The organism is Ectobacillus funiculus, from assembly GCF_004138295.1.
Lineage (GTDB): Bacteria > Bacillota > Bacilli > Bacillales > Bacillaceae_G > Ectobacillus > Ectobacillus funiculus.
The window spans coordinates 131,753-157,203 of the sequence record NZ_SCFM01000012.1 but is presented as its reverse complement, the minus strand read 5'-3'; the positions used below and the strand labels follow the sequence as shown (position 1 = coordinate 157,203).

Below are 25,451 nucleotides of genomic sequence, written 5' to 3'. Positions count from 1 at the left end.
AAGCTTGAGAAAGCTAGGGGGAATACAAACGTGGACTTATTACATTTGTTTAAGCTGCAAAAAGAATTAGATGAGCGTATCCTGAAGGAACATAATTTAGAGCCAAAGAAGCTATTAAAGGAAAAAACACTTGCACTGCTTGTGGAAATAGGAGAATTGGCTAACGAAACGCGCTGCTTTAAATATTGGAGTACAAGGCCGTCCTCAGAGCGGGAGGTTATTTTAGAGGAATATGTAGACGGGTTTCATTTTATTTTATCGGTTGGGATCGATTTAGGTGTGGATAAAAACTTTTTATTTTATAAGTGTGCACACGCGAATAAGACAACTGTGCAAACCTTTTTAGATGTATATGCAAGGGTGATTCGCTTCCACGATCAGCCGTCTATTACAAACTATATTGAATTATTTACAAGCTATCTGCGACTTGGACAAGCGCTTGATTTTTCGCAGGAGGATATTGAGAGGGCCTATCTGGCTAAGAACGAGGTCAATCATCAGCGTCAAACGCAAGGCTACTAAGGGCATGCTTTGAACATCATCATACCCTCCTGTATAATGGAAGAGATAGACAAAAAGGAGGGTATGATGATGCAAAATCTAGATCCTACATTAAAGATGCTTAAGGAATTAACAGATGCGAATGGCGTTGCTGGAAATGAACGTGAAGTACGCGAGGTAATGAAAACATACATAGCACCCTATGCGGATGAAATCATGACAGATAATCTTGGAAGCTTAATTGCCAAAAAAACAGGTGATGCGAGTGGTCCAAAAATTATGGTGGCTGGACATTTGGACGAGGTTGGTTTCATGGTAACACAAATCGATGACAAGGGCTTTCTCCGCTTCCAAACAGTTGGCGGCTGGTGGGGGCAGGTGATGTTAGCGCAGCGTGTAACGGTTGTGACAAGAAGCGGAAATATCACAGGTGTTATCGGTTCAAAGCCTCCTCATATTTTGCCGGTTGAAGCACGCAAAAAGCCGGTGGAAATTAAAGATATGTTTATTGATATCGGTGCTTCCAGCAAGGATGAAGCTTCAGAGTGGGGAGTTCGTCCAGGTGATCAAGTTGTGCCGTATTTTGAATTTCAAGTGATGAAAAATGAAAAAATGCTTCTTGCAAAAGCATGGGATAACCGTATTGGCTGTGCGATTGCGATCGATGTGTTAAAGCAGCTCAAGAATCAATCGCATCCGAATACAGTGTATGGGGTCGCGACTGTACAGGAAGAGGTTGGTCTGCGCGGTGCAAAAACATCTGCACACCTTGTCGATCCAGATATTGCATTTGCGGTTGATGTTGGCATTGCAGGAGACACGCCAGGCGTAACCGAAAAAGAAGCGCAAGGAAAGCTTGGAAAAGGCCCGCAAATTATTTTATATGATGCGTCTATCGTATCACATAAGGGTCTACGCGATTTTGTTGTTGGGGTAGCGGATGAATTAAACATTCCATATCAATACGACTCAATGGCGGGCGGTGGAACGGATGCTGGTGCTATTCATGTGACGCTTAATGGTGTACCTGCTATGTCCATTACAATTGCTACGCGTTATATTCATTCCAATGCTGCAATGCTTCATCGAGATGACTATGAAAATGCAGTAAAGCTACTTGTAGAAGTGATTAAACGATTGGATGGGATGACTGTACATCGTATTACCTTTGACTAAGAGGGAAAAAGGCGAAGGGGGATAACCTTTCGCTTTTTTGTACTATAGGAATGTATAAATTTTCAGCTAGAAGCGAATTCGACGGAGCGGGAAATTTTAGGAATACAGTATCAGTAGAGCTGCGCCTCTGTCTTCATCTAAAGGGGATATTTTCCAAACGGCGAAAATTTCTTTACTTTATGTGAGATTTTTTAAAACAAATTAGTTTCTATCTTCGAAAAAACTCTTTATAATATGAAAGTATGCTCTTACTGAAAGGAAAAATGAGACTGGCATAGTGGATTCGTATGCTTTTGCCATTTAATTAACATTGTTAACAATTTGTTTTGTTTAATAAAAAATAGGAATCCAGGTCGGCTGTTTTTCACATTATAGTTAAGAGACGATAAAAAGGAAGGGAAGAAAATAAATGAATCAGTTTCGCCGACTCGTAGCAGTCAATATTATCACTTTGCTTGTATTGATAGGAGGAGGTTTTCTTGGCTATTATTATTACAATCAAGCACAAAATTATTTAACAACGGACAATGCCAAAGTTGATGGAAAGGCAATTTCAATTGCTTCTCCTGCAGCTGGACAGCTTACTGAATGGACAGCGACAACAGGAAGAGCATACAGTGCCGGTGAAAAGGTGGGTACTGTTCAAGCAAGCAGTGCTGCAGGTGTGCAACAGCTTGATATTACAGTTCCTGTCGGTTCCACAGTAGTTCAATCTAACGCAACAGAAAATACGTTTATCGCTGCAGGTTCTCCATTGGCATATGCATACGACATGAACAATTTATGGGTAACAGCAAATATTAAAGAGACTGACATTGATGATGTGAAAGAAGGACAGGATGTAGATGTGTATGTTGACGCATATCCAAATACAACCTTAACAGGAGTGGTGGACCAAGTTGGTTTAACGACAGCTAATACATTCTCCTTGCTTCCATCTGGAAACACGACAGCCAATTATACAAAGGTAACGCAGGTCGTACCAGTGAAAATTACTTTAGATCATACGAAATCTGTGAACATTGTGCCTGGGATGAACGTGTCAGTCCGCATTCACAAGTAAGGAGGAGATTGTATGTCCTCAACAATTATTGCTGTATACGCTGTGTTTTGCGTTATTATATTTGCCGCTGTGAACCTAGTGCTCCGTCGCAGAAAGAATGCGGAGTCAGCGGTTCAAGAATACAGTGGTACGGTAAAACACGAACATGATGAAGAAACAGTGTATCGGGCAGAGGCAACAGAACCTTCTCAGGAAGAAGGGCGTGCCTCTTCAGAGGAAGTTTTGCAGGCCGCAGCAACAGCGGTCGAAGAAGAAATTCCAGTTCCCACACCGGAGCAAGCGGCGCAGCAGCCACAATCGGAGCAGCCGCAATCGGAAAAACCAGCTTTTAGTATTGCTGCTGTTTTAACCGTTCTTGTGCTGGGAATGTTTATCTCTATTTTAAATCAAACAGTTATTAATGTTGCCTTACCTGCATTAATGAATGAATTTAATATTTCCACGTCAACCGGTCAGTGGTTGTCAACAGGATTTATGCTTGTAAACGGGATTTTAGTTCCGATTAGCGCGTATTTAATTCAAACCTTTACGTATCGAAAGCTCTTTTTAGCTGCGATGATATTCTTTACGGTTGGCTCTATTGTTTGTGCGATAGCAGTGAACTTTCCTATTATGATGGCAGGGCGTGTTATTCAGGCTGTCGGTGCTGGTATTTTAATGCCAGTTGGGATGAATATCTTCATGACACTCTTCCCGCCAGCAAAGCGCGGGGCGGCAATGGGCTTGCTCGGTGTTGCGATGATTTTAGCTCCGGCGATTGGGCCGACAATTGCGGGCTGGCTCGTCGAAAACTATACGTGGAATCTTATGTTTTACGGTATGTTTGTGATTGGACTTGTCATCTTTTTACTTGCTCTTCGGTTGTTTACGTTGGTACAGCCGTTATCAAAACCAAAGTTTGACTTGGTTGGCGCGATTTCCTCAACCATTGGTCTCGGTACATTATTGTATGGCTTTAGTGAAGCTGGGAATAAGGGTTGGGATAGCGCAGAGGTTATTATCATGTTTATAATCGGGGTGATTGGACTCGTCTTCTTTGTACGTTGGGAATTGAAGGCCGAGACAAAGTTATTGGATTTAACAATTTTTTCAATTCCAGCTTTTTCCTTCACGTTGTTTATTAATATGATTATTACAATGGCTTTGTTTGGCGGAATGCTGTTGCTTCCGGTTTATCTGCAAAACATTCGGGGCTTCACTCCGATTGAGTCCGGATTATTGCTCCTTCCGGGATCATTAATTATGGGACTTATGGGACCGTTCGCTGGAAAGCTATTTGATAAATACGGCATAAGACCGTTAGCGATTTTCGGTATGATTCTGATGACGTATGGAACATATGAATATACACATCTTTCGCTCGATACGTCATACGGGCATATTATGAGTATCTATATTCTGCGCTCCTTTGGGATGGCGTTTATTATGATGCCTATTATGACTGCTGGGATGAACGCACTGCCGATGAATAAAATTTCACACGGTACTGCTTCACAAAATACGCTGCGGTCGGTAGCTGGTGCAATTGGAACAGCTATTCTTGTTACAGTTATGACGCGGCAAACCACCTTCCATGCGGCTGATTATACCAATCAGGTGACGGCAACGAACCCTGTGCTAAGCACAAGCTTTGCCCAGGCAGGACAAGGTGTAGCTGCGCTTGCGCATGTTCCAGCGCAGACGGGATCCGCACTTGAAACAACCCTGCTATATAGTCAGGTTATGAAGCTATCTACCATTAATGGAATTAATGATGCGTTCTGGGTGGCAACGGTTTTATCGGGACTTGCCCTTGTACTATCATTTTTCTTACATTCTGGTAAGCGGCAGACAGCTAAGAAATAAGAAGGTATAGTAAAGAAAAGGCGAACCACTCTTTGAGGATGGTTCGCTTTTTTTTGCACTGTAGGAAAGTATAAATTTTCAGCTAGAAGTGGGTAGCTTAACGCAAGGATCCTTAGGATACATTTGAATCGGTTAGATTAGAAGCATTCACCTCTGTGTTGTTAGGGAGGTAGGTAATGCGACCATCAAGAGTGTCTTTCGCTCGGTTAATATCCAGTAATCTTTCCCATCGTGCAATGATGAACGTGGCAACAGCATAACCGATAATGTTCACAGTTGTGCGGTAATTGCCCATAAAACGATCTGGAGCAAGCATGAGAGCAATTGCTGCTATAGGAATGGAGCCGGTTGCTGCTGCGGTTGCTGACAGTGCAACAAAAGCTGAACCTGGAATACCTGCCATCCCTTTTGAGGTTAATAAGAGAACTCCTAAAATCATGATTTGGTCAACAAGGCTTAAATCAATACCAGTCGCTTGTGCAAGAAAGACCAACGCAAGTGATAAATAAAGAGAAGCCCCATCCAGGTTGAATGAATATCCAGTTGGAACCACTAGACCGACAACAGCGCGGCTACAACCAGCATGCTCGAACTTGTCCATCAGCTGGGGCATGACTGCTTCCGATGATCCTGTTGCAAACGCAAGCATAATCTCTTCCCGGATATAGAGAACTAATTTCCAGAGACTAAGACCGAGGAAGACCCGCGTGATGATAGCCAATACAAGAAGAAATGCCAGGCATGCAATAGTCATAGCTATAAAAAGTTTACCAAACGATACAAGTGTGTCCATTCCATACTGACTAACAGCGAACGCCATTGCGCCGAATGTAGCAATTGCCGTTAGTTTCATAATATAATCCATGATTTTAAACAAGACCTTATTAACCTTCTCTAAAAGGTCGAGGATAGTCTCCGATGTATGGCCACCTACATGTACAAGCGCAAAGCCGAACAAGCAAGAAATTAGCAGAACCTGCAGCATAGAGTTATTTATAAATGCTCCAACGGCACTATCTGGAATAATATTAAGTAAAAACTCGGCTTCACTCGGGAGTTCTGCACCTTGGGTTTTTGCTTCTATTTCTGTTGTTGTGAGAGTAGAAGGGTCGATATTCATGCCCTTGCCGGGGTTGGTTACATTCGCTACAACCATACCGATAATTAATGCAAGTGTAGTAATGATTTCGAAATAAAGGAGTGTTTTCCCGCCTATTCTACCAACGGTTTTAATGTTGCCAACCTTTGCAATCCCCACAACAACAACACCGAAAACAAGAGGTGCAATAATCATTTTAATTAATTTAACAAAGCCATCGCCAAGCGGTTTTAATGCTAATCCAAGTTTGGGGAATAAATAACCGACTAAGATACCTGCAAGAATTGATAGTATAATCTGAAAAAACAGTCCTTTGTAAAAGGGGGGCTTTACTTTTTTCTGCTTCATACATTTTCTCCTTTCATGTTTGCATAATTCTTAATGAGATTTCCAAGATACTTGATGTTATAAAAAGTAACACGTTATGTAATATGTATATATTAACCTAGCCGATCGGTTTTTGCATTGGATGTTTTAACTAAAACTCAAAAAAACAGTTGGTTATTATGTATAATAATATTATTAGAAGTTTGAATTGGTGTTATTTAATGTAACATACCGTTTGTTGCTGAATGGGGATATTACAGGCACCGCTGTTCCAGTGCATCCATCATGTTTACTGTATTCACCTTACGTTCAATCCTTTGTTTTCCCTCCATTAAGGTGGTTCCTTAGAAAACAGGAAAGTCTAATAATTCACTTCATGTTTTTCTTCTTTGTTGATTTAGTTAATATAAACAATAAAACAACTAAATGTTTTACATTTTTATGAGTGTTTTTACCTAGTGGTTATTTTACAATCATTGTAGATTACTCACTATGTAAATCGATGTGACAATTCATTGTAGAAAAGGTCTCATTTGAAATGACTAAAAAATGGCATTAGATTGGAGGGATCCACGATGAATGATCAGTGGAATGCATTTGTAGATGAAGATATAAATATTGAAGCAACAGGGGCAGGGCGGTTAAATGGTTTAACGTTTGCAGTGAAGGATGTGTTTGCGATTCAAGGCTATACGAATGGAGCCGGAAATCCGGATTGGCTCCGTACACATATGCCCGCAGCTCAACATGCACCCGCTATTGAGCGCCTTCTGAAACATGGGGCGAAATTAAAGGGCACCGTACAAACAGATGAATTGATGTATAGTTTGAACGGTGAAAATTTTCATTACGGTACACCCGTAAATCCAAAGGCTGTTGATCGAATTCCAGGGGGATCCTCCAGTGGATCAGCAGTTGCGGTAGCTGCCGGATTAGTAGACTTCGCGTTAGGGACTGATACCGGAGGATCTGTTCGGATTCCCTCCTCCTACTGTGGGATCTATGGTTTCCGACCTACACACGGTGCTGTTTTGGTTGACGGGGTGATTCCATTAGCCAAAAGCTTTGATACAGTTGGCTGGATGGCCAAGAATCCTGAATTACTACTTGAGATCGCCTATATCCTGATAGATGGTCAAAGTGCGGAAGGGCAATTTCATAACATCTTTTGGGCGGAAGAGGCATGGGGAGCGTTGAATACAAACGACAAAGAGGCACTGTTAGCTTTTCAGCCCCCATTAAAAGAAATAATGAATCATAGTGAGTGGATAAAAATTTCTGAAGAGGGGCTAGCAGAGTGGTCGAATACGTTTCGTATTCTTCAAGGACTAGAGATTTGGAGTGAACACGGCGAATGGATCCGCAGGGAAAATCCGAACTTTGGACCTGGGATTGCTGAAAGATTTCAGTGGACAAGTACATTGAAAAAGAGTGAGAGTCTTCCTCAATATGAATTAAGAGAAAAGATTCGCCGATCGATGTCAAATCTTTTAGGAGAAGCAGGGTTATTAGTCATTCCAACTGCTCCTGGAGCAGCGCCATTGCTCAAGTTGCAAGGAGAAAAAGCGGAGCAATATCGAGCGAAAACAATGCAGCTGTCTTGTATCACAGGTTTAGCTGGGTTACCGCAGATCACGCTTCCATTAACAAAAGTGAACGGGCTCCCGATAGGGTTATCGTTCATTGCTAACCGTCACCAAGACCTGAAGTTATTGCGTTGGACGAGTGAGTTTTTAGCTAAAAAGCAGTTTTAAAGAAATTAACTGTTGGCCGTTTGTTATCAGTTTATCATAAGGCAAGCGTTTTAAAGCTACTCTTCTTCTTGCGGAGTTTCGGGTATGGTTATATGGAAAAAACGGGTGGTGTAAAGTTATCTCTACATCACCCGTTTTTTCATATAACCTCTTTTACTGATTATCGTTCTTTACACCAGTCTCTAATGTAGATAGCATTTGATGCTTCTCTTGCTCGCTTGCATGATTCCAAATGACCTCAAATAACACACCAAGACCAGGCAGCATTTTTTCTTCACCGCTTTGAATAGCATCAACAATCGTGTCTTCCAACTGCGCTTGAGAGTTCCCGGAAATGTTTGCAAGTACTGCACCGCGTAGATTAAAATTCATTCAGCACACCTCTTTTATGTAATATAAAAACCACTGTAATTATTGTTTGTTGTTTTATTAGAAATATGCAAAATGGTTTATAATGTATAGGGAAGTGAGGGATATCATCCATGAATAGAATTGATTCATTACAAAATCCGCGCATTAAGCAGTGGAAGAAGCTGCAAACAAAAAAAGAGCGTGATAAAACAGGGACGTTTATTGTAGAAGGTTTTCACCTTGTGGAAGAAGCGCTGAAAGCCAATGTCGTGCAGCAGATTATTCTAAGTGAGCAGGCAGATTTGCCGGCAAATTGGAGCGTGGACAACACAGATGTATTTGTTGTAACAGAGGCTATTAGTAAGGCGATCAGCGAAACAGAGACGCCGCAGGGCGTATTTGCGGTATGTGAGAAAATAGAAAGTAACGTTCAGCTTGAAAATGGGAAGTTTCTACTGCTTGATGGGATTCAAGATCCTGGAAATTTAGGGACGATCATTCGTACAGCTGACGCGGCGGGCATTACTGCCGTGATTCTCGGAGAAGGCTGCGTTGATGTATATAACAGCAAGGTGCTTCGCTCAACACAGGGATCTGTGTTTCATTTACCGATTATAAAAGGAAGTCTGGGAGAATGGATGGATAAGCTGCAGCAGCTTAGCATTCCAATCTATGGAACAGCTTTGCAGCATGCGGTGCCTTATACGGAGGTCAAAGCTCCTGGAAGATTCGCGCTCATCGTCGGGAATGAGGGAAGCGGTGTACGTCCGGAATTGTTAGAGAAGTGCGATCAGAATTTGTACATTCCCATTTATGGGCAGGCAGAGTCGTTAAATGTATCTGTTGCGACAGGCATTTTGGCCTATTATTTACAAAGCAAGGTTGATAATTAGAAAAAAGACACTTATAATTAAGTCTTGAATAAATTGTTATAAAGCTAAAAATACATATCACAAAAAATGATGATAGAGAAGAGTAGCAAATAGAGCGCCATACAGGGAGAAAATGCCTAAGACTGGAAGCATTTTTATGGTAGGGATTTGTGAATTCACCTCTGGAGTTGGCGCTGGGACCATGGATATCATGTAAAGGCGTTCCGGCATAATGCCGTTACCGAAATGAAGCGGGCAGATATATTTCTGCCAATTAGGGTGGTACCGCGAGACTAAGTCTCGTCCCTTCATAGGGATGAGGCTTTTTTTATTTGTAAAATTTTCACTTCATTAATATATATAGGAGGTTTTTTTCATGGAAGCACGTTTGAAAGAGCTGCAGCAAGAAGCGCTTGAGAAAATTGAAGCGGCATCTGAACTGAAAGAGTTAAATGATGTGCGCGTGGCGTATTTAGGAAAGAAAGGACCGATTACGGAGGTTTTGCGCGGTATGGGCAAATTGTCCGCAGAGGAGCGTCCTCGTATGGGAGCACTTGTGAATGATGTGCGCGAAGCGATCCAAACTCGTCTAGATGAAAAAGTGGCGCAGCTTGAGCAGGCGGCAATCGCGAAGCAATTAGAATCTGAAACAATTGATGTAACATTGCCAGGTCGTCCTGTGAGTGTTGGCTCTCACCATCCGCTTACAGCTGTTATCGAAGAAATTGAAGACTTATTTATTGGTATGGGCTACGAAATTGCAGAAGGCCCAGAAGTGGAGCGCGATTACTACAACTTTGAAGCATTGAACTTGCCAAAGGGCCACCCAGCTCGTGATATGCAGGATTCTTTCTATATTACAGATGAAATTCTTCTTCGTACGCATACATCTCCGGTGCAGGCAAGAACAATGGAGAAAAATGAAGAAAAAGGTCCAATCAAAATCATTTGCCCAGGTAAAGTATACCGACGTGATGATGACGATGCGACACACTCCCATCAGTTCATGCAAATTGAGGGTCTTGTAATCGATAAAAATATTCGCATGAGCGATTTAAAAGGCACGCTGCAAGCATTTGCGAAGAAATTATTTGGTGAAGAGCGCGAAATCCGTCTGCGCCCAAGCTTCTTCCCGTTCACAGAGCCATCTGTTGAGATGGATATTTCCTGTATGATGTGCGGTGGTAAGGGCTGCGGAACTTGTAAAGGAACAGGCTGGATTGAAATTTTGGGTGCGGGTATGGTTCATCCAAATGTGCTTCGCATGGCTGGCTACGACCCGAAGGAATATCAGGGCTTTGCTTTCGGTATGGGACCTGAGCGTATTGCAATGTTGAAATATGGCGTAGATGACATCCGCCATTTCTATACAAACGATGTACGATTCTTACAGCAATTTAAACGAGCGTAAAAGGGGAGGGCATAAACATGTTCGTATCTTATAAATGGTTACAGCAATATGTAGATATTGATGGTCTAACGGCTGAGCAATTAGCTGATAAAATTACAAAGGCCGGCATTGAAGTAGAAGGCGTAGAGCTTTTAAATCAAGGGGCAACAAATGTCGTTGTCGGCTATGTGATGGAGCGCGAAAAGCATCCGGAAGCAGATAAATTAAGCAAATGCCTTGTAGATGTTGGGGAAGACGAGCCAGTGCAAATTATTTGCGGCGCGAAAAATGTAGCACAAGGACAAAAGGTAGCAGTCGCAAAGGTTGGTGCGCGTTTACCGGGCGGTCTTAAAATCAAAAAGGCGAAGCTTCGCGGTGAAGCATCACACGGGATGATTTGTTCCCTGCAAGAGCTTGGCATTGAAGGAAAGCTTGTCCCGAAGGAATATTCAGAGGGTATTTTCGTATTTCCTGCGGACGCAGAGGTTGGAGCGGATGCGATTGAGCAACTGAACTTGGATGACCAAGTGCTAGAGCTTGGCTTAACGCCAAACCGTGCTGACTGCTTGAACATGCTTGGTGTAGCATATGAGGTAGCAGCGATTCTTGGCAAGGAAGTGAAAATGCCAAGTATTGAACTGCAAGAAACAAATGAAAAAGCATCTGACTATATTTCCATTCGTGTAGATGCACCGGAGCAAAACCCGCTGTATATTGCAAAAGTGGTGAAAAACGTAAAAATTGGCCCATCTCCTATTTGGATGCAAACACGCCTCATGGCAGCTGGTGTTCGTCCTCTTAACAATGTAGTAGATATTACGAACTATATTCTGATGGAATACGGTCAGCCGCTTCATGCATTCGATTATGATAAGCTTGGCTCCAAGGAAATCGTTGTTCGTCTTGCAGAGGAAGGCGAGAAGGTGGAAACACTTGATGGCACAGAGCGTACATTGAAAAATGATCATTTGTTAATCACAAACGGATCAAAAGGTGTTGCGATTGCTGGTGTAATGGGCGGTGCAAATTCAGAGGTAGATGAAAACACAGTTAACGTGTTAATTGAATCTGCTTACTTCACAGGCTCTGCAATTCGTAAAGCGTCCAAAGACTTAGGTCTTCGCAGTGAAGCAAGCGCACGCTATGAAAAGGGCATTGACCCGCAGCGTACATTCGAAGCAGCGCAGCGTGCGGCAGCGTTAATGGCACAATACGCAGGCGGCGAAGTGTTAGAAGGTGCTGTCGAGGTGAATAACCTGAAGCTCGAGCAAAATACGGTTTCTGTCTCTGTTGAGAAAATTAACAGTGTGCTAGGAACTGCCATTACAGCTGAAGAGGTAGCAGCGATTTTCACAAACTTAAAATTCCCATTTTCACAAGAGAACGGAACATTCCAAGTAGAAGTGCCAACAAGAAGACCTGATATTACAATCGAAGAGGACCTAGTAGAAGAAGTAGGCCGTTTATATGGTTATGACCATATTCCAGCTACGCTTCCAGTGGCGGAAACAACACGCGGCAAGCTATCCGAAAAGCAGGCAAAGCGTCGTAAAACACGCCGTTATTTAGAGGGAGCAGGATTATACGAAGCAATTACGTATTCCTTAACAAGCGCGGAAAAGGCGAAGCAATATGCATTAAAGGAAACAGCTCTTGAGCCGATTCGTCTTGCGCTTCCGATGAGCGAAGAGCGCAGCCAGCTTCGTTTAAGTTTGGTGCCGCATTTGTTAGAGGCAGCTTCTTATAACAATGCACGTAAAATTGAAAACGTGGCACTGTATGAAATCGGCTCTGTTTTCTTGCCGGCGGGACAAGACGAGCAGCCAAAAGAAGAGCAGCATCTTGCCGGTGTCATGACTGGACTTGTGCTGAATCACCCGTGGCAGGGCGAGAAAAAAGCAGTTGATTTTTATGTTGTGAAAGGTGTGCTCGAAGGCTTATTTGATGTGCTTGGTGTAACAGAAAAGATTTCATATGCTGCGGCTAAACGTGCTGATCTGCACCCAGGACGTACAGCAAGCATCTTGTTAGATGGCGAGGAAATTGGCTATATCGGTCAAGTGCATCCAGAAATGCAAAAGCAATTAGACGTGAAGGAAACATATGTTTTTGAATTGTCTCTTGCCGCATTGTTTGGTGCGGATGTTGCCGAGGTGAGCTATGAAAGCATTCCTCGTTTCCCATCTATGACACGTGACATGGCGCTTGTTGTTAAAGCAGACGTTCTTGCTGGGGATGTACATCGCACGATTGTGGAAGCTGGCGGCGAATTGTTAAAAGAAGTTGCTTTATTTGACCTATATCAAGGTGAAAAAATGGAAGCAGGCAAAAAATCGTTAGCATTCTCACTTCGTTACTACAATCCAGAGCGTACGCTAACGGACGAAGAAGTAACAGAAGCACATAGCCGTGTGTTGCAGGCTGTGGAGGAAACATTCGGGGCGGAGCTTCGGAAGTAATATGTAATAAATGAGCAGGGACAATGCAGAGGCATTGTCCTTGTGTTTTATACTTTAAGAAAAGATAAATTTCCAGTTAGAAGTGAATTCGACGTAGCGAGCAATTTTAGGAAGAAAGTATAAGTGCAACTCCGCCTCTGTCTTCGCCCAAGGACAGGGCTCGCCAGTCGGCGAGTTTTCTTTACACTGTAGGAAAGTATAAATTCCCAGCTGGAAGTTCATTCGACGTAGTGGGGAATTTTAGGAATACAGTGTAAGGGCAACTCCGCCTCTGTCTTCACCCAAGAGCAGGGCTCGCCAGTCGGCGAGTTTTCTTTATAAGAAAATGCATTAATCTCTTGCTAGTTGAAAATCTTCTAATTGAATAACGCGCCTTTCACCAGTAGAATGGACCTCCGCTAATGCAACAACGTACGGTGCAACATTGGCAGGATCATCACCTATATTAGCTAAATTTGTTTTCATTACACCTGGGTTAAAGACATGCACATGAATCCCATTTTTATGCTCTTCATCCTGAACAGAATACGTTAATGCTTCAATTGCCGCTTTACTCGCAGCATATGCGCCAAAGCCCGCTGCACCTTCGCGGACCAACCCGGACGTAATATTAATAATATGACCGGATTTTTGATTTCGCATAATCGGAATGCATTCCCGCATCATTAAAAACACACTCGTAGCATTATTATGGATTTGGTACTCCCATGAATCTAGCGGACTATCAATAAGAGGATATTGCTGGAAAACGGCTGCGTTATTAATTAACACATTAATTTTTTGAAACTTAGCCAATGCAGCCTGCACAAGCATTTTTACATCAGACTCAGATGATACATCTGCGCGGATTGGCAGCACTGTAACATTATACTGACTTGTAATTAAGTCCTCCACCTGTTCGAGCTTAGCATAATTACGACCGCAAATCACAAGATTCGCCCCAGCTTTTGCGAAGGCGAGTGCTGTTTCCTTCCCTAAACCGCTCCCAGCTCCAGAAATGATGACGACCTTTCCCTTTACATGTTCCATACATCGTCTCCTTTCATTAAAAAAAGCATACATGACCTTCCTATGATGATTACTGCTATTATATACCATCTGAAAAGCGGTTGTATTCAAAATATTATGATTATTTAGGAGGAAGGATACCATACAATACATGCTTTGTTCCAATGTAAAAAAGGATAAATTTCTAACTGGAAGACAGTTCGACGTAGTGAGAAATTTTAGGGATACAGCATAAGTAGGGCTACGCCTCTGCCCTCTCCTAAGGCCCGCCTTTTATGGCAGTCTGATTTCGGAAACCTACAAAAAAATTGCGGTTTTCCGAAGAGAGGTTTGCGGAAACCCGCAAGCGTAGTTCTGTTAATATAAAGGTAATCCAAGTGAAAGTTCTTCCGCTGCTCATGATTTCCTTGGAGAGCTTTTAATTCCTGCCCAAGTATGCAATGAACAAACTAAACGAAGTGAGGTGAATCTGTGAATGAGCAAGGCTCCGGTGGATCTTCAAATGCTACAATTCGAAAGTTCCAGCATTCCGGAGACATGGAAGGTGATTCAAAGCTTGCAAAAGGAACAAGTCATTCAATTTATCGTAGATGCCTTGCAAGACGAGCATGATGCTATAAAAATGCTGGCGGTAAGGATGATGGAGCAGCTAGGTGAGGAATTTTCAGATGCCATACCTGTAATTACTCCATTACTGCTTCATACAAAGGAGCAAACAAGAATGGCAAGTGCTTTAGCATTAGTAAGGATTGGAGGGAAGAGTGTACCATACCTAATGAAAGAGCTGGCTTCAGAAAATAAAAGCGGTCGTTTTTGGGCAGCTTGGTCCATTTCATTGATTAATCCTTCTTGCCTGACCTACGATGCGCTGGAGTTGCTGGAGAGCGTAGGTGCTCATTCAAACAGTACAATAGAAATAATGGCAGCTCAAGAAGCACTAGGAAAAATAACTGCTTTAGTGATAAATTTATAAAAAATTTATCAAAAATTTATAAAAAACCCTTATAAATGGTAATTTTGTTTTGGATAATGTTTTAGAAAGGGGGAATGTAGAAAAACATGATTACTACAGAGCATCTTATTCAAGAAAAGCAGCTCCAGCAGCTGTATGCAGATTGTTTTGCTTATAAGAAGAAGCAAGGCTCGCCATTTCGGTTAATAACCTTGCAGCATTACAAGGTCTTTGGAGGAACATCTCCCGATATCCAGCAAATTGCTGATGCGGTAGAACAGCTTATTTTATCGCTTGATATTATAGATGATTGGCAGGATGAAGATCTTGCCGAAGCAGCTCCTTGGATGAAAATCGAGAAGGCACAAGCCTTGAATATCGCTTTATTATTCTTGAATTCCTCTATGAATCACATTATAGCCTCATCCTTCCAAAATCAGAATGCAGCTGCACGCTGCATGCATCAATGCCTTAACATCTCTATAGAAGGACAATACTTAGATATCGAAAATGCAATTAGCAATGAAGAACAATATATCATCATGTGCCGTAAGAAGTCCGGTTCCCTGCTTACGTTAGCCAGCTTACTTGGCAGCTTGCTTGCAACGGATAATGTGCCCGCTTGCATTGCTTCATATGCGAGCGATATGGGAGTAGCGGCACAAATCGCCAATGATATGAGAGATGCCGTTAATATAACAGGGAAAAGTGATTGGAGAAAGAAAAAACGAACATTGCCTATTTTATATTTACTGCATCCAAAGGTAGAAAAAGGCCAGCTTGTTCGTGATTATTTTGCAGGGACTATTTCCTTTGAGGAATTGGCAGAGAGGGAAGAGGAACTTGTACATATTGTGAAATCCTCGGGAGCACTTGTATATGCCAACGCTGTAAGAGAGCTCCATCAGAATCAAGCTATCGCTGCAATTGATAGTTTGCAGGTTAATAGGAAAAGCAAACAGGCTTTAAAAGAGATCTTTTTGCAAAAATTATAAATGGGGAGTGTGCAAATTATGCAAGAAATGGTTTTATATTTAACGGAAAATCTAGAAGCTTTGGAAAGTGTGAAAAATGGTCAGTCTAACTTGCTAGGTGTATCGGTAGAAGAACAAAGAGCTATTTTGAAATCCTTTGAAGGAAACCAAGAGAAACTATATTATTGGGCTTAATCCTTTTTTAGAATCTATGAAGAAGCCAACGTTGTATATGATCTTCATCGCTTTGATTGCATGTATTGCCACTTATTTTACGTATGTTATTAGCACCTATCCTTTAATGGGAATGAAGGCGCAGCAAATAAAGGAACACCATTATACCGTGACAGATGTGTATCCGAACGGCTGGGCTTACATACACGGCATTCGAGCAGGGGATCATATTGTGATTTCGGACGATCGTGTAGATACGATACGCACACATGGCAGGGTAGAGAAAATACGTGCTTTACTTATAGAAAGAAAAGGAATATACAGCTCCTTTTTTATCAATTATGAACGAGCCCCTATTTCATACTTGTTTTATACCTTTTTTCCGCTTGTATTGTTCGTGCTTACTTTAGCTATTGTTTTGTATGTCTATCGAAGATTTAAAGAGACAGAAAGTGTTCTCCTTCTTTCTGTCTTTCTTTTAATTGTAAGCATGTGTTATGTCAGCAGCGAGGTTTCCGCTCGGTTTGATCGAATCGGTGTGTATGTAATGGGTCTATCTCTAATAATGTGCCCTGTTGTAGTGAGTCATTTTATGTATCAGATATACCGTGAGCATTCTATTACGCTATTTTCTAGAATAGTTCTCTATACCTTATATATATGTGCTGTGTTGCTTTCAACCATTAGCTATATCCTTGTTTGTTCCTTTCATATTTCAGAGGAAATATACCTATTCCTATTTTTACTTATGAGTGCAGCCGTGGCCGCTCTTATTTACAAGAATTGCCGAGGCTATAAACATGTGCTCAATCCTGCTAAGTTAAAACTGGTTTTTTATACAATCCTTTTTGCGTTTCTTCCATTTTGTTTATTTTATGCACTTCCTAAAGTTTTGACAGGAATTGTAATTGTTTCTGCTGAATATACAGCCTGCTTTTTAGCGTTTTTGCCGTTTGCAGCCTTATATATTGTCATGAACAAGGAACTGCATGATATAGATTATATGCTAAAAAGAATGTTCTATTATGCGCTTCTCTCATGTTTTCCCGCTTTAGCACTTATATTAGGGTTTTATGTTCTGCATCCAGCCTCTTTTGAATGGCTGTCTTACTTGAGAATCTATCTTTTATGCTGGGCGATTATGGCGTCTCTTTTATTTATAAAGGAGGAGGCTGATGTAGGGATTGAAAGCAGGCTAGTGTTTAATAAAGCAAGATATGAAGCTAGCTTATTACGATTTTCTAAAGCCGGGATGAGCAGTACAAGCGCGAATAGCATAATAGATAACTTAATAAACGAGATGAAAAAGGTATTGTTTGTGAAGCGGGTTTTTAAGCTGGAATTTTTAAAGACTGGGCAACGTTTTTGTCTATCAGAGGACGATTGTGAAATCGATTTAGTTTCTTTGCGGGAAACCCTAATTCGTGAAGAAATGGTCATAGGGACGGTGATGCGTGGAAAAAGCGGGTATTTTCTATTGGTAGGTGAAACTCCAGAGATATATACTTGTATGTTCATCAGCTATAAAAAAGATCGGGTTCGTTTTAATCACGATGACCTTGTCTGGCTACATACTATTGCACTGCATACGAATGTTTTATTACAAAGCTTTGTTCATGTGCAGGAGATATTACGGGAGTTTGAACGTACACGTGATGAACAGGGGGCTTCCTCCCTGCTGTTGTCAAAGCTGTTATTTATGGTTTCTGAACAAGAGAAGGAAAGTCTGTCGCGAGATATTCATGATACGCTGCTGCAGGAGCTGATCCTCATCTATCAGGAGCTTGGGCAAGGAATGGCTATAGATGCTGCAAGAGACCAGCTAATTCAACAAATTCAGTATATTCGTGAGGAATGCTATCGGCTACGGCCGCCATTTTTGTTGCAAATGGGGATTGTTGATGGACTGCAGACATTAATAGAAAATCATAGGATGAAAGAGCAAGTTTTGATTGAGTTTGCTTCCAATCTAGATACAGCCGAACGACTTGGTGAATGGTACACCGTACATTTATATCGAATTATGCAGGAATTGCTTCACAATGCAAGAAAGCATGCTGAGGCAAATTGCATCTTTATTTCCCTGTACAAGAAGGAAAACCGATTATTGCTTGTTTATGAGGATGATGGCGTGGGCATGGAGATGAGTTGTCTTGCAAATACCAAACCAAAGCAGCATTTTGGCTTGGTGGGAATAAAGGAGCGAACCCAAGCAATGAACGGGGAGCTTTCTATTTCATCTGCGCCAAATGAGGGAATGCTCATTCGAATAGAACTTCCGTTGCCAAAAAAAGAGAACACGGAGGAAAACAATTATGGCAATCCGAGTTTTGATTGTTGATGACCACGTTGCGGTAAGCCAGGGGATGAAAGCGGTGCTAGAGCATAAAGCGGACATGATAGTAACGGTGCTTTCTTCTGCCTTAGAGACGATGAAGCTGGTGAAAGCAGCAGATTTCGATGTAATTTTACTTGATTTACATATGCCGGAACTAAATGGAATGGAGCTTGCGCAAAGCATTTTGCATGAAAAGCCAGAGAGCAAAATTGTCGTTTGGACAGGCTTTGATTTGGCATCTCATATGAATCTTTTAATCGAAGCGGGAGTATATGGTTTTATCAGCAAGGCGTCTTCCACTGAAGATATTATGATGAGTATTACAGCGGCTGCAAGAGGATTGTCGATACTTCCGGTCAGCATATTGCGGCAGCTAACAAAAAAAGTAGAAGGCTCTCATATGAAGGGAGCAGGAGAGAAAGAATCGATTCAGCTAACTGAGAAGGAACAGAATCTTTTAAAGCTGATTGCAGAAGGATTGACAAACCGCGAAATTTCCGAAGCTTTATACATGAGCCAACGGGCAGTAGAATATGCGTTAACAAAGCTGTTTGGACAGCTCGGGGCCCGTTCTAGAACGGAAGCGTTGATGAAGGCAAAGCAGTATGGGTTAGTTTCCTTCCAAACATTATAACGAGGAATCAACTATTTTGATAAATAGATCTTCTTCTCCTTGTGTACAGAAATTGATGAGTTTTTGTACACAAGGAGAAATGAATGGCAGTAATGGGAAATAAAGAAAACAGGTTAACGCCATTAGAAAGCAATAACCTTTTTTCCATTCTCCTATTTCTTACGTTTATATATTTCACGAGCCATTGATTCTAGAATATACAAAACGGGTACTTGTGTAGTAATATTAGCATTTTCAAACCACTCTTCAGTCACATAATATGGAATGTTTATATCAGAGATTTTTGCAATGGTCGAGTGTTTATTGTTTGTAATACTAATAATTTTGCTTCCTTCTTGTTTAAGCTGATGAAGATGAGTGACTGTAAAATTATTTTCTCCCGAGACGGATAAAGCAATTGTTACGCTATTATGACGAAGCTGGGAGTGAATCGGAAAGAGGGGATCTTTAATATACATTGAAAATGTACCTAAGCTTGAGAAGTATCTTGCCCCATATTCGGCAAGAATGCCTGAGCTCCCGATTCCAATAAAAATTACACTTTCTGCTTGGTTAACTAGACTTGCAGCCTGCCTAATTTTTTCCTCGATATCGCCTTTTAACGTCCTCTCAAAAAATTCGGCTACGGAATGCTCGGAACTTTTTAAAATAGTCTTTTTATTTTCCCCTAAATGCATTTTAAGCATTACTTTAAATTCTGAAAAACCCTCACAATTTAATTTTCTGCAAAAGCGTAAAATAGTAGCTGTTGATACGTGGGTTTCATCTGCCAATTCACGGATTCGCATATAAGCAACTTTCTCACTATTTTGGCAAATATAATTGTATAAAGAAGTTTCTAACTCATTAAATGAAGCAATGATATCGTGTGTAAACATTTGTGCAGAGTTCTCCTTCTATAAAAAGTATATTTTTCACTGTAGGAAAGTATAAATTTCCAGTTGGAAGCAAATTCCACGTAGTCGGAAATTTTAGGAATACAGTATAAGTGCAGCTACGCCTCTGTCTTCGCCCAAGGGCAGGGCTCGCCAATCGGCGAGTTTTCTTTAACTCCGTTGTGAATTGTTATATCTCCTCTTATAGCCCAATCTTAACACATCTTCTTCGTAAGTTACAGGCTGTTACATCTGTGTAACAAGTGACTTCTTGTGTTATTAAAAACTAGATGTTCCTAGCTTATTTACTGTCTTACGCAATACAGATACAATTCAGTCATAGGTAATTTAATTTTCTTTTATTAAATAAGAGAAAGTTAAAAAGATACTTTCCATTACCATTTTTTCGGTAGGATTCTTCAAATCGTAATGGCTATTTATTCATTAAATTACCCGGGGGTGTATAGAGTATGACACAAGGTATTAAAATTGTAACGATTGGCGGGGGATCTAGTTATACGCCTGAATTAGTAGAAGGATTCATAAAACGCTATCATGAATTACCGGTTAGAGAGCTATGGTTAGTAGACATTGAAGCAGGAAAAGAAAAATTAGAGATTGTTGGAAACCTTGCAAAAAGAATGATTGAAAAAGCAGGTCTTCCCACCAAGGTTCATCTAACACTTGATCGAAGAGCAGCTTTAAAGGATGCTGATTTTGTTACGACTCAATTTCGGGTAGGGTTACTGGATGCTCGTGCTAAAGATGAAAGAATTCCTTTAAGCCACGGGGTGTTAGGACAAGAAACAAATGGACCAGGCGGATTGTTTAAGGGTTTGCGTACCATTCCAATTATTTTAGATATTGTAAAAGACATTAAAGAATTATGTCCAGATGCTTGGTTAATCAATTTTACAAATCCTGCTGGCATGGTGACAGAAGCTGTTCTTCGTTACACTGACCATAAGAAAATCGTTGGCTTATGTAATGTTCCGATCGGCATTGAGATGGGGGTTGCGAAGCTATTGGATGTTGACCACTCCCGCATTCGTATTGATTTTGCCGGTCTGAATCATATGGTATATGGATTAGATGTGTATGTAGACGGAGTTAGTGTAAAAGATAAGGTAATTGATCTGTTATCAAATCCGGAGAATAGCAGCTTTGTTAAAAATATAGAAGGACAAGGCTGGGAGCCAGAATTTATTCGAGCATTAAACGTCTTAACTTGTCCATATCACCTATACTATTATAAGAAAGATGAAATGCTGCAAAAAGAACTGAAAAACTTTAAAGAGGGCACAACGAGAGCTGAAGTAGTTCAGAAACTGGAAGAGGAACTATTCGAGCTATACAAGGATCCTAATTTAGCAATTAAACCGCCTCAATTAGAGCAACGTGGAGGAGCGTATTATAGTGATGCAGCGGTTCGTCTTATTTCGTCTATCTATAATGATAAACGTGATATTCAGCCGGTTAACACAATTAACAATGGGGCTATTGCAAGTATTCCGTATGACTCTGCTGTTGAAGTAAGCTGTGTGATTACAAAAGAAGGTCCAAAACCAATCATCAACGGAGATCTTCCAGTTGCCGTTCGAGGATTAGTACAGCAAATCAAATCATTTGAACGTGTGGGCGCTGAGGCCGCTGTAACAGGCAACTATGATACAGCTTTACTTGCAATGACAATTAATCCGCTTGTTCCTTCTGATAAAGTTGGTAAAGCGATCTTGGATGAGATGCTAGAAGCGCATAAGGAGCATTTACCTAATTTTTTCGAAAAAGTGGAAGTATAAAATAATGAATTGTTCTAGTGTTTATGGCACTAGAACAATTTTTTTGTTGCACTTTAAGAAAGTATAAATTTCTAGTTGGAAGCAAGCTCGACGTAGCGAGAAATTTTAGGGATACAGTATAAGTAGGGCTACGCCCCTGTCTTCTCCCAAGAGCAGGGCTCGCCAATCGGCGAGTTTTCTTTATCCTACTTCAGTAATCCTAATGCCTTTTCCGTATTCGCAAAATGCAGCTTCGCAAATTCCTTCAATTTTTCTTTTCCATGTGTGCGTATCAATTTTGCCGCCGCCGCATCCACCTGTGCTCCCGCCCCTTTTGGCAAGGTAAAGCCCGCTTTTTTACTAAGCTCATTAAATTGCTTTACGAAGCTATAGCGTGCGAGCATGGAAGCTGCCGCAACTGCAAGATGCACGCTCTCGCCCTTTGTGGAAAAATACACATTTTCACGGTGAACCGTTTTTTGTTTAGCTAAATACTTATAATATGTAGCAGGCTGGACAAACTGATCTATTAGGATGCCTTCCGGTTTCGTTGGCTTCAGTTTTTCTAATACTTTACCGATTGCCTGGTTATGAAGCCATGCTTTGATTTCACCTTGGTTCATTCCACGCTGCTGTAGCTCGTTATATTTTTCATTATGTAAGACGAGCGAGCTGTATGTGAGGATCGAGAGCAAATCCTTTGCAATTTTTGTGATTTGGTCATCTGTTAAATCCTTCGAGTCCCTTACGCCTAATTCCTTGAGAAGAGGAATTTGTTCTTTAGAGACGTAAGCAGCTACGACTGTAACCGGTCCGAAATAGTCCCCGGTGCCGACCTCGTCTGAGCCGATAATAGACATGGTGCTGATGGAGGAAGGAGGAGAGTATGGCGTTTGCTTATTCGTACTTGTTTTCAATGATGCAGAAGATTTAGCGCTTTCTTGCCAACGAGCTGCTTCTGCTTCGGCCCGTGCTCCTTGGAACAGTACCTTTCCAGACTTATAGGCTGTAATGTTACATGAAGGAGCTTTAGCGGAAAAGATGCCGCCTTGGGGTACCTTTGGAATTAGCATGCTTGCGTAATGCTGTTTCATTTGCTCGATTGTTGCAGCGCTCACTTGAATAACTTGATTAGACAAATTGTTCTCTCCTTTTCCGTTTACTTACAATTTTATCATACCTCATATGTGATAGTGTTTCCATCTAAGTCTACTTCATGGTATGATAAAGTTTAGGATTCTGAAAGTTGATTGGAGGACAGTAAGTTGTCACAGCAAAAAGACAATAGAACGCGAATTACAGTGGATATCTACGGCCAGCAATATTCTGTTGTTGGCGACGAAAGTACAAGTCATATTCGCATGGTCGCCGCAATTGTGGATGATAAGATGCGTGAGATACATGCTAAGAATCCTTCCCTTGATATAAACAGGCTAGCAGTGCTAACTGCGGTGAACGTTGTGCACGATTATATAAAACTGAAAGACGAACACGAAAGGCTGCAAGAAAAATTGAATCAAAAGGAATGAGTGAATCATGATCGATATTGTTATTATTATCCTGCTGCTTATAGGATTTTTTATCGGCTTGAAACGGGGGCTCATTCTTCAGGTTATACGTCTAGTAGGCTACGTTTTGGCATATATTGTGGCATATTTGTATTACAAACGTTTGGCGGCGGTGCTACATACTGCTATTCCGTATCCGCTTCAGGAGCATGCCGATGTGCCAGATTGGTTAAAAAGCACGGATGTGGAAAGCATGTTTTACAGTGTGATTGCCTTCATCCTGCTGTTTTTTGTTACAAAATTTGCGTTTTCTCTCTTGGGACAACTCCTTAATATGATTGCGCAAATTCCAATACTAAAGCAGTTAAACTCGCTTGGCGGCGGTGTGCTCGGGTTTGTTGAGGTGTATATCGTGCTGTTTATTGTAATTTTAATCGGAACGCTTGTACCGATTCAGCCGCTTCAATCCTCTTTGAATGCTTCTGTGCTTTGCCAGACAATTATAGACGATACACCAGTTTTGTCGGACAAGATGAAGGAATTATGGGTTCAAGAAGATAGTGTATAACTTCTCTTTTGCATAAGGAGAAGTTTTTTTCTATGATTAGAGGAGAATGATGGCAGGAAAGGCGGGGTAATGGTGAGTGTAAATAAAAAACAGGTTATTAAGCTGCTTGAAACAATTGCGTTATATATGGAGCTAAAAGGGGAAAATCCGTTTAAAATTTCCGCATTTCGTAAAGCGGCGGCTGCTTTGGAGACAGATGACCGCAGTTTATCTGAAATTGAAGATTTCACAAAAATTGGCGGTATTGGTAAAGGAACGGCCGCTGTCATTATCGAGTACATAGAAGCAGGAGAATCATCCGTTTTAGAGGAGCTGGAAAAGGAGGTTCCGAGTACGCTCATTCCTTTATTAAAGCTGCCGGGTCTTGGCGGCAAAAAGCTGGCTAAGCTATACAAGGAGCTTGGTGTAACAGACATTGCTTCTTTACAACAAGCGTGCGAAGAGCAGCGTGTTCAGGCCCTTGCTGGTTTTGGAAAGAAAACGGAAGAGAAAATATTAGAAGCAATTGCCCAGTTTGGAACTCGTCCGGAACGGCTGCCGATTGCTGATGTTCTTCCTATTGCCTCGGAAATTGAACGAAGATTGTCGGAGATCTTAGAAGTGGAGCGATTTTCACGTGCGGGGAGTTTGCGGCGCGTACGAGAAACAGTAAAGGATTTAGATTTTATTATTGCTACGAACAATCCTTCTGCGGTGCGGGATGCGCTGCTGCAATTTCCTCGTATTGAAGAAGTGATTGCAAGCGGCGATACAAAGGTTTCACTTCGCCTTCAATATGAATATGAGATTTCAGTTGATTTTCGTCTTGTTCAGCCGGTGGAATTTATTACAACATTGCATCATTTTACGGGATCGAAGGATCATAACGTAAAAATGAGACAGATTGCCAAAGCACAAAATAAAAAAATTAGTGAATATGGTGTAGAGAATCTTGAAACAGGCGAGATTGTAACATTCGAGAGTGAGGAGGATTTTTTTGCTCATTTTGGATTGCCCTATATCCCGCCTGAGGTACGCGAGGATGGACGGGAAATCGACTGGATCGAGCAATATCCAAACTTTATCCAGCTAGAGGATATAAAAGGCGATCTGCATATGCATACAACGTGGAGCGATGGTGCTTTTTCAATAGAAGAAATGGTACAAGCTTGTATTGCAAGAGGATATCAATATATGGCCATTACAGATCATTCGCAATATTTGAAGGTCGCAAATGGCCTCACGAAGGAACGCTTGCTTCAGCAGGGGGAAGAAATTGAGAAGCTGCGGGCAAAATATAGAGACATTACGATTCTGCGCGGCATAGAGATGGATATCTTGCCCGATGCTGCGTTAGATTTTGATGATGAAGTGTTGGCACAGCTGGACTTTGTAATTGGTGCTATTCATTCTAGCTTTTCGCAGGATCGGGAGACGATTATGAAGCGTCTTCGTGCTGCCATTGAGAACAATCATGTTACAATGATTGCCCATCCGACCGGTCGTTTAATCGGCAGACGGGAAGGATATGATGTGGATACGGATCTGCTTATTGAGCTGGCAAAGGAAACCGGAACGGTACTTGAGCTTAATGCCAATCCGAATCGATTGGATTTAAGCGCTGAACTGCTTAAAAAAGCACAGGATGCGGGTGTGAAAATTGCAATTAACACGGATGCGCATACATTGGATATGCTGGAGCATATAGAAATTGGGGTAGCGGCGGCAAGAAAAGGCTGGATTCAAAAGGATACGGTCCTGAACGCTTGGGAGACAGACAAATTGCTAGCATATATTCGCCGCAATAAATAGGGAGGGCTTTAAAG

The 25,451-nt window shown here is 41.5% G+C and carries 22 protein-coding genes and 1 other annotated feature; of the genes, 17 read left to right on the top strand and 5 right to left on the bottom strand.

Going from position 1 to position 25,451, the window contains the following annotated elements; all coding sequences use genetic code 11:
• Positions 1–30: 30 nt before the first annotated feature.
• The 4 genes from EP737_RS09790 (at position 31) to EP737_RS09775 (ending at position 4,585) form a co-directional block, all read left to right on the top strand.
• Positions 31–522 (top strand): dUTP diphosphatase, encoded by a 492-nt coding sequence (locus tag EP737_RS09790; protein WP_129727789.1) that lies wholly within the window; start codon positions 31–33, stop codon positions 520–522.
• 69 nt (positions 523–591) lie between these two features.
• Positions 592–1,677: a M42 family metallopeptidase gene (locus EP737_RS09785; protein ID WP_129727788.1), complete on the top strand. Its 1,086-nt coding sequence runs from the start codon at positions 592–594 to the stop codon at positions 1,675–1,677.
• 409 nt (positions 1,678–2,086) lie between these two features.
• Positions 2,087–2,740 carry an HlyD family secretion protein gene (locus EP737_RS09780; RefSeq protein ID WP_129727787.1) on the top strand — a complete coding sequence of 218 codons (654 nt, stop codon included), beginning with the start codon at positions 2,087–2,089 and terminating at the stop codon, positions 2,738–2,740.
• Between the two features lie 12 nt (positions 2,741–2,752).
• Complete coding sequence (locus EP737_RS09775) at positions 2,753–4,585, top strand: DHA2 family efflux MFS transporter permease subunit (RefSeq protein ID WP_129727786.1); 1,833 nt, start codon at positions 2,753–2,755, stop codon at positions 4,583–4,585.
• 112 nt (positions 4,586–4,697) lie between these two features.
• Here the strand turns inward: EP737_RS09775 and dctA are convergent, their stop codons facing one another.
• Positions 4,698–6,032 (bottom strand): C4-dicarboxylate transporter DctA, encoded by a 1,335-nt coding sequence (gene dctA / locus EP737_RS09770; RefSeq protein ID WP_129727785.1) that lies wholly within the window; start codon positions 6,030–6,032, stop codon positions 4,698–4,700.
• Between the two features lie 554 nt (positions 6,033–6,586).
• Here dctA and EP737_RS09765 point away from each other — a divergent pair.
• On the top strand, positions 6,587–7,765 hold the full coding sequence (locus tag EP737_RS09765; protein WP_129727784.1) for an amidase: 1,179 nt from the start codon (positions 6,587–6,589) through the stop codon (positions 7,763–7,765).
• A 153-nt stretch (positions 7,766–7,918) separates the two neighbouring features.
• On the opposite strand, the gene sspI is transcribed toward EP737_RS09765, so the two are convergent.
• Positions 7,919–8,137 (bottom strand): small acid-soluble spore protein SspI, encoded by a 219-nt coding sequence (sspI, locus tag EP737_RS09760; protein WP_129727783.1) that lies wholly within the window; start codon positions 8,135–8,137, stop codon positions 7,919–7,921.
• 110 nt (positions 8,138–8,247) lie between these two features.
• On the opposite strand from sspI, the gene EP737_RS09755 reads away from it, so the two are divergent.
• From EP737_RS09755 to pheT, 3 genes are all read left to right on the top strand, one after another.
• Positions 8,248–9,009, top strand: a complete 762-nt coding sequence (locus EP737_RS09755; RefSeq protein ID WP_129727782.1) for a TrmH family RNA methyltransferase — start codon at positions 8,248–8,250, stop codon at positions 9,007–9,009.
• A 60-nt stretch (positions 9,010–9,069) separates the two neighbouring features.
• Positions 9,070–9,299 (top strand) — a binding site (T-box leader).
• Between the two features lie 65 nt (positions 9,300–9,364).
• The gene (gene pheS, locus EP737_RS09750) at positions 9,365–10,399 is read left to right on the top strand and encodes a phenylalanine--tRNA ligase subunit alpha (protein WP_129727781.1); all 1,035 of its coding nucleotides are present in this window, start codon (positions 9,365–9,367) and stop codon (positions 10,397–10,399) included.
• Between the two features lie 17 nt (positions 10,400–10,416).
• The gene (pheT, locus tag EP737_RS09745) at positions 10,417–12,837 is read left to right on the top strand and encodes a phenylalanine--tRNA ligase subunit beta (protein WP_129727780.1); all 2,421 of its coding nucleotides are present in this window, start codon (positions 10,417–10,419) and stop codon (positions 12,835–12,837) included.
• 330 nt (positions 12,838–13,167) lie between these two features.
• On the opposite strand, the gene EP737_RS09740 is transcribed toward pheT, so the two are convergent.
• Positions 13,168–13,866: an SDR family NAD(P)-dependent oxidoreductase gene (locus EP737_RS09740; RefSeq protein WP_129727779.1), complete on the bottom strand. Its 699-nt coding sequence runs from the start codon at positions 13,864–13,866 to the stop codon at positions 13,168–13,170.
• A 454-nt stretch (positions 13,867–14,320) separates the two neighbouring features.
• On the opposite strand from EP737_RS09740, the gene EP737_RS09735 reads away from it, so the two are divergent.
• From EP737_RS09735 to EP737_RS09715, 5 genes are all read left to right on the top strand, one after another.
• Positions 14,321–14,818: a HEAT repeat domain-containing protein gene (locus EP737_RS09735; RefSeq protein ID WP_129727778.1), complete on the top strand. Its 498-nt coding sequence runs from the start codon at positions 14,321–14,323 to the stop codon at positions 14,816–14,818.
• An 86-nt stretch (positions 14,819–14,904) separates the two neighbouring features.
• Positions 14,905–15,792, top strand: a complete 888-nt coding sequence (locus tag EP737_RS09730) for a polyprenyl synthetase family protein (RefSeq protein ID WP_129727777.1) — start codon at positions 14,905–14,907, stop codon at positions 15,790–15,792.
• Positions 15,793–15,810: 18 nt separating this feature from the next.
• Positions 15,811–15,966: a competence pheromone ComX gene (comX, locus tag EP737_RS09725; protein ID WP_165350740.1), complete on the top strand. Its 156-nt coding sequence runs from the start codon at positions 15,811–15,813 to the stop codon at positions 15,964–15,966.
• Between the two features lie 16 nt (positions 15,967–15,982).
• Positions 15,983–18,286, top strand: a complete 2,304-nt coding sequence (locus EP737_RS09720; RefSeq protein ID WP_129727775.1) for a sensor histidine kinase — start codon at positions 15,983–15,985, stop codon at positions 18,284–18,286.
• Positions 18,261–18,917, top strand: coding sequence for a response regulator transcription factor (locus EP737_RS09715; protein ID WP_129727774.1), 657 nt, complete (start codon positions 18,261–18,263; stop codon positions 18,915–18,917). Before EP737_RS09720 ends, EP737_RS09715 begins: the two co-directional genes overlap by 26 nt.
• Before the next feature lie 152 nt (positions 18,918–19,069).
• Here EP737_RS09715 and EP737_RS09710 read toward each other — a convergent pair whose 3' ends face one another.
• Entirely contained in the window at positions 19,070–19,795 is a 726-nt protein-coding gene (locus EP737_RS09710) for a MurR/RpiR family transcriptional regulator (protein WP_129727773.1), read from the bottom strand.
• Between the two features lie 467 nt (positions 19,796–20,262).
• Between EP737_RS09710 and EP737_RS09705 the strand changes: the two genes are divergently transcribed.
• The gene (locus EP737_RS09705; RefSeq protein WP_129727772.1) at positions 20,263–21,591 is read left to right on the top strand and encodes a 6-phospho-beta-glucosidase; all 1,329 of its coding nucleotides are present in this window, start codon (positions 20,263–20,265) and stop codon (positions 21,589–21,591) included.
• A 185-nt stretch (positions 21,592–21,776) separates the two neighbouring features.
• On the opposite strand, the gene rnhC is transcribed toward EP737_RS09705, so the two are convergent.
• Positions 21,777–22,709 carry a ribonuclease HIII gene (rnhC, locus tag EP737_RS09700; protein WP_129727771.1) on the bottom strand — a complete coding sequence of 311 codons (933 nt, stop codon included), beginning with the start codon at positions 22,707–22,709 and terminating at the stop codon, positions 21,777–21,779.
• Between the two features lie 126 nt (positions 22,710–22,835).
• Between rnhC and zapA the strand changes: the two genes are divergently transcribed.
• The 3 genes from zapA to polX all read left to right on the top strand — a co-directional run bounded on the left by zapA (position 22,836) and on the right by polX (position 25,437).
• The gene (gene zapA / locus EP737_RS09695; RefSeq protein ID WP_129727770.1) at positions 22,836–23,099 is read left to right on the top strand and encodes a cell division protein ZapA; all 264 of its coding nucleotides are present in this window, start codon (positions 22,836–22,838) and stop codon (positions 23,097–23,099) included.
• A 7-nt stretch (positions 23,100–23,106) separates the two neighbouring features.
• A complete protein-coding gene (locus tag EP737_RS09690; RefSeq protein ID WP_129727769.1) occupies positions 23,107–23,646 on the top strand; it encodes a CvpA family protein in 540 nt (179 codons plus the stop codon).
• Positions 23,647–23,718: 72 nt separating this feature from the next.
• Complete coding sequence (gene polX / locus EP737_RS09685) at positions 23,719–25,437, top strand: DNA polymerase/3'-5' exonuclease PolX (protein ID WP_129727768.1); 1,719 nt, start codon at positions 23,719–23,721, stop codon at positions 25,435–25,437.
• Positions 25,438–25,451: the final 14 nt, after the last annotated feature.

Bases quoted from the DNA above. Each gene is read 5' to 3' on its own strand.
- EP737_RS09785 (WP_129727788.1), top strand. From the start codon at position 592: ATGCAAAATCTAGATCCTACATTAAAGATGCTTAAGGAATTAACAGAT.
- EP737_RS09780 (WP_129727787.1), top strand. From the start codon at position 2,087: ATGAATCAGTTTCGCCGACTCGTAGCAGTCAATATTATCACTTTGCTT.
- EP737_RS09775 (WP_129727786.1), top strand. From the start codon at position 2,753: ATGTCCTCAACAATTATTGCTGTATACGCTGTGTTTTGCGTTATTATA.
- dctA (WP_129727785.1), bottom strand. From the start codon at position 6,032: ATGAAGCAGAAAAAAGTAAAGCCCCCCTTTTACAAAGGACTGTTTTTT.
- EP737_RS09765 (WP_129727784.1), top strand. From the start codon at position 6,587: ATGAATGATCAGTGGAATGCATTTGTAGATGAAGATATAAATATTGAA.
- sspI (WP_129727783.1), bottom strand. From the start codon at position 8,137: ATGAATTTTAATCTACGCGGTGCAGTACTTGCAAACATTTCCGGGAAC.
- EP737_RS09755 (WP_129727782.1), top strand. From the start codon at position 8,248: ATGAATAGAATTGATTCATTACAAAATCCGCGCATTAAGCAGTGGAAG.
- pheS (WP_129727781.1), top strand. From the start codon at position 9,365: ATGGAAGCACGTTTGAAAGAGCTGCAGCAAGAAGCGCTTGAGAAAATT.
- pheT (WP_129727780.1), top strand. From the start codon at position 10,417: ATGTTCGTATCTTATAAATGGTTACAGCAATATGTAGATATTGATGGT.
- EP737_RS09740 (WP_129727779.1), bottom strand. From the start codon at position 13,866: ATGGAACATGTAAAGGGAAAGGTCGTCATCATTTCTGGAGCTGGGAGC.
- EP737_RS09735 (WP_129727778.1), top strand. From the start codon at position 14,321: ATGAGCAAGGCTCCGGTGGATCTTCAAATGCTACAATTCGAAAGTTCC.
- EP737_RS09730 (WP_129727777.1), top strand. From the start codon at position 14,905: ATGATTACTACAGAGCATCTTATTCAAGAAAAGCAGCTCCAGCAGCTG.
- comX (WP_165350740.1), top strand. From the start codon at position 15,811: ATGCAAGAAATGGTTTTATATTTAACGGAAAATCTAGAAGCTTTGGAA.
- EP737_RS09720 (WP_129727775.1), top strand. From the start codon at position 15,983: ATGAAGAAGCCAACGTTGTATATGATCTTCATCGCTTTGATTGCATGT.
- EP737_RS09715 (WP_129727774.1), top strand. From the start codon at position 18,261: ATGGCAATCCGAGTTTTGATTGTTGATGACCACGTTGCGGTAAGCCAG.
- EP737_RS09710 (WP_129727773.1), bottom strand. From the start codon at position 19,795: ATGTTTACACACGATATCATTGCTTCATTTAATGAGTTAGAAACTTCT.
- EP737_RS09705 (WP_129727772.1), top strand. From the start codon at position 20,263: ATGACACAAGGTATTAAAATTGTAACGATTGGCGGGGGATCTAGTTAT.
- EP737_RS09690 (WP_129727769.1), top strand. From the start codon at position 23,107: ATGATCGATATTGTTATTATTATCCTGCTGCTTATAGGATTTTTTATC.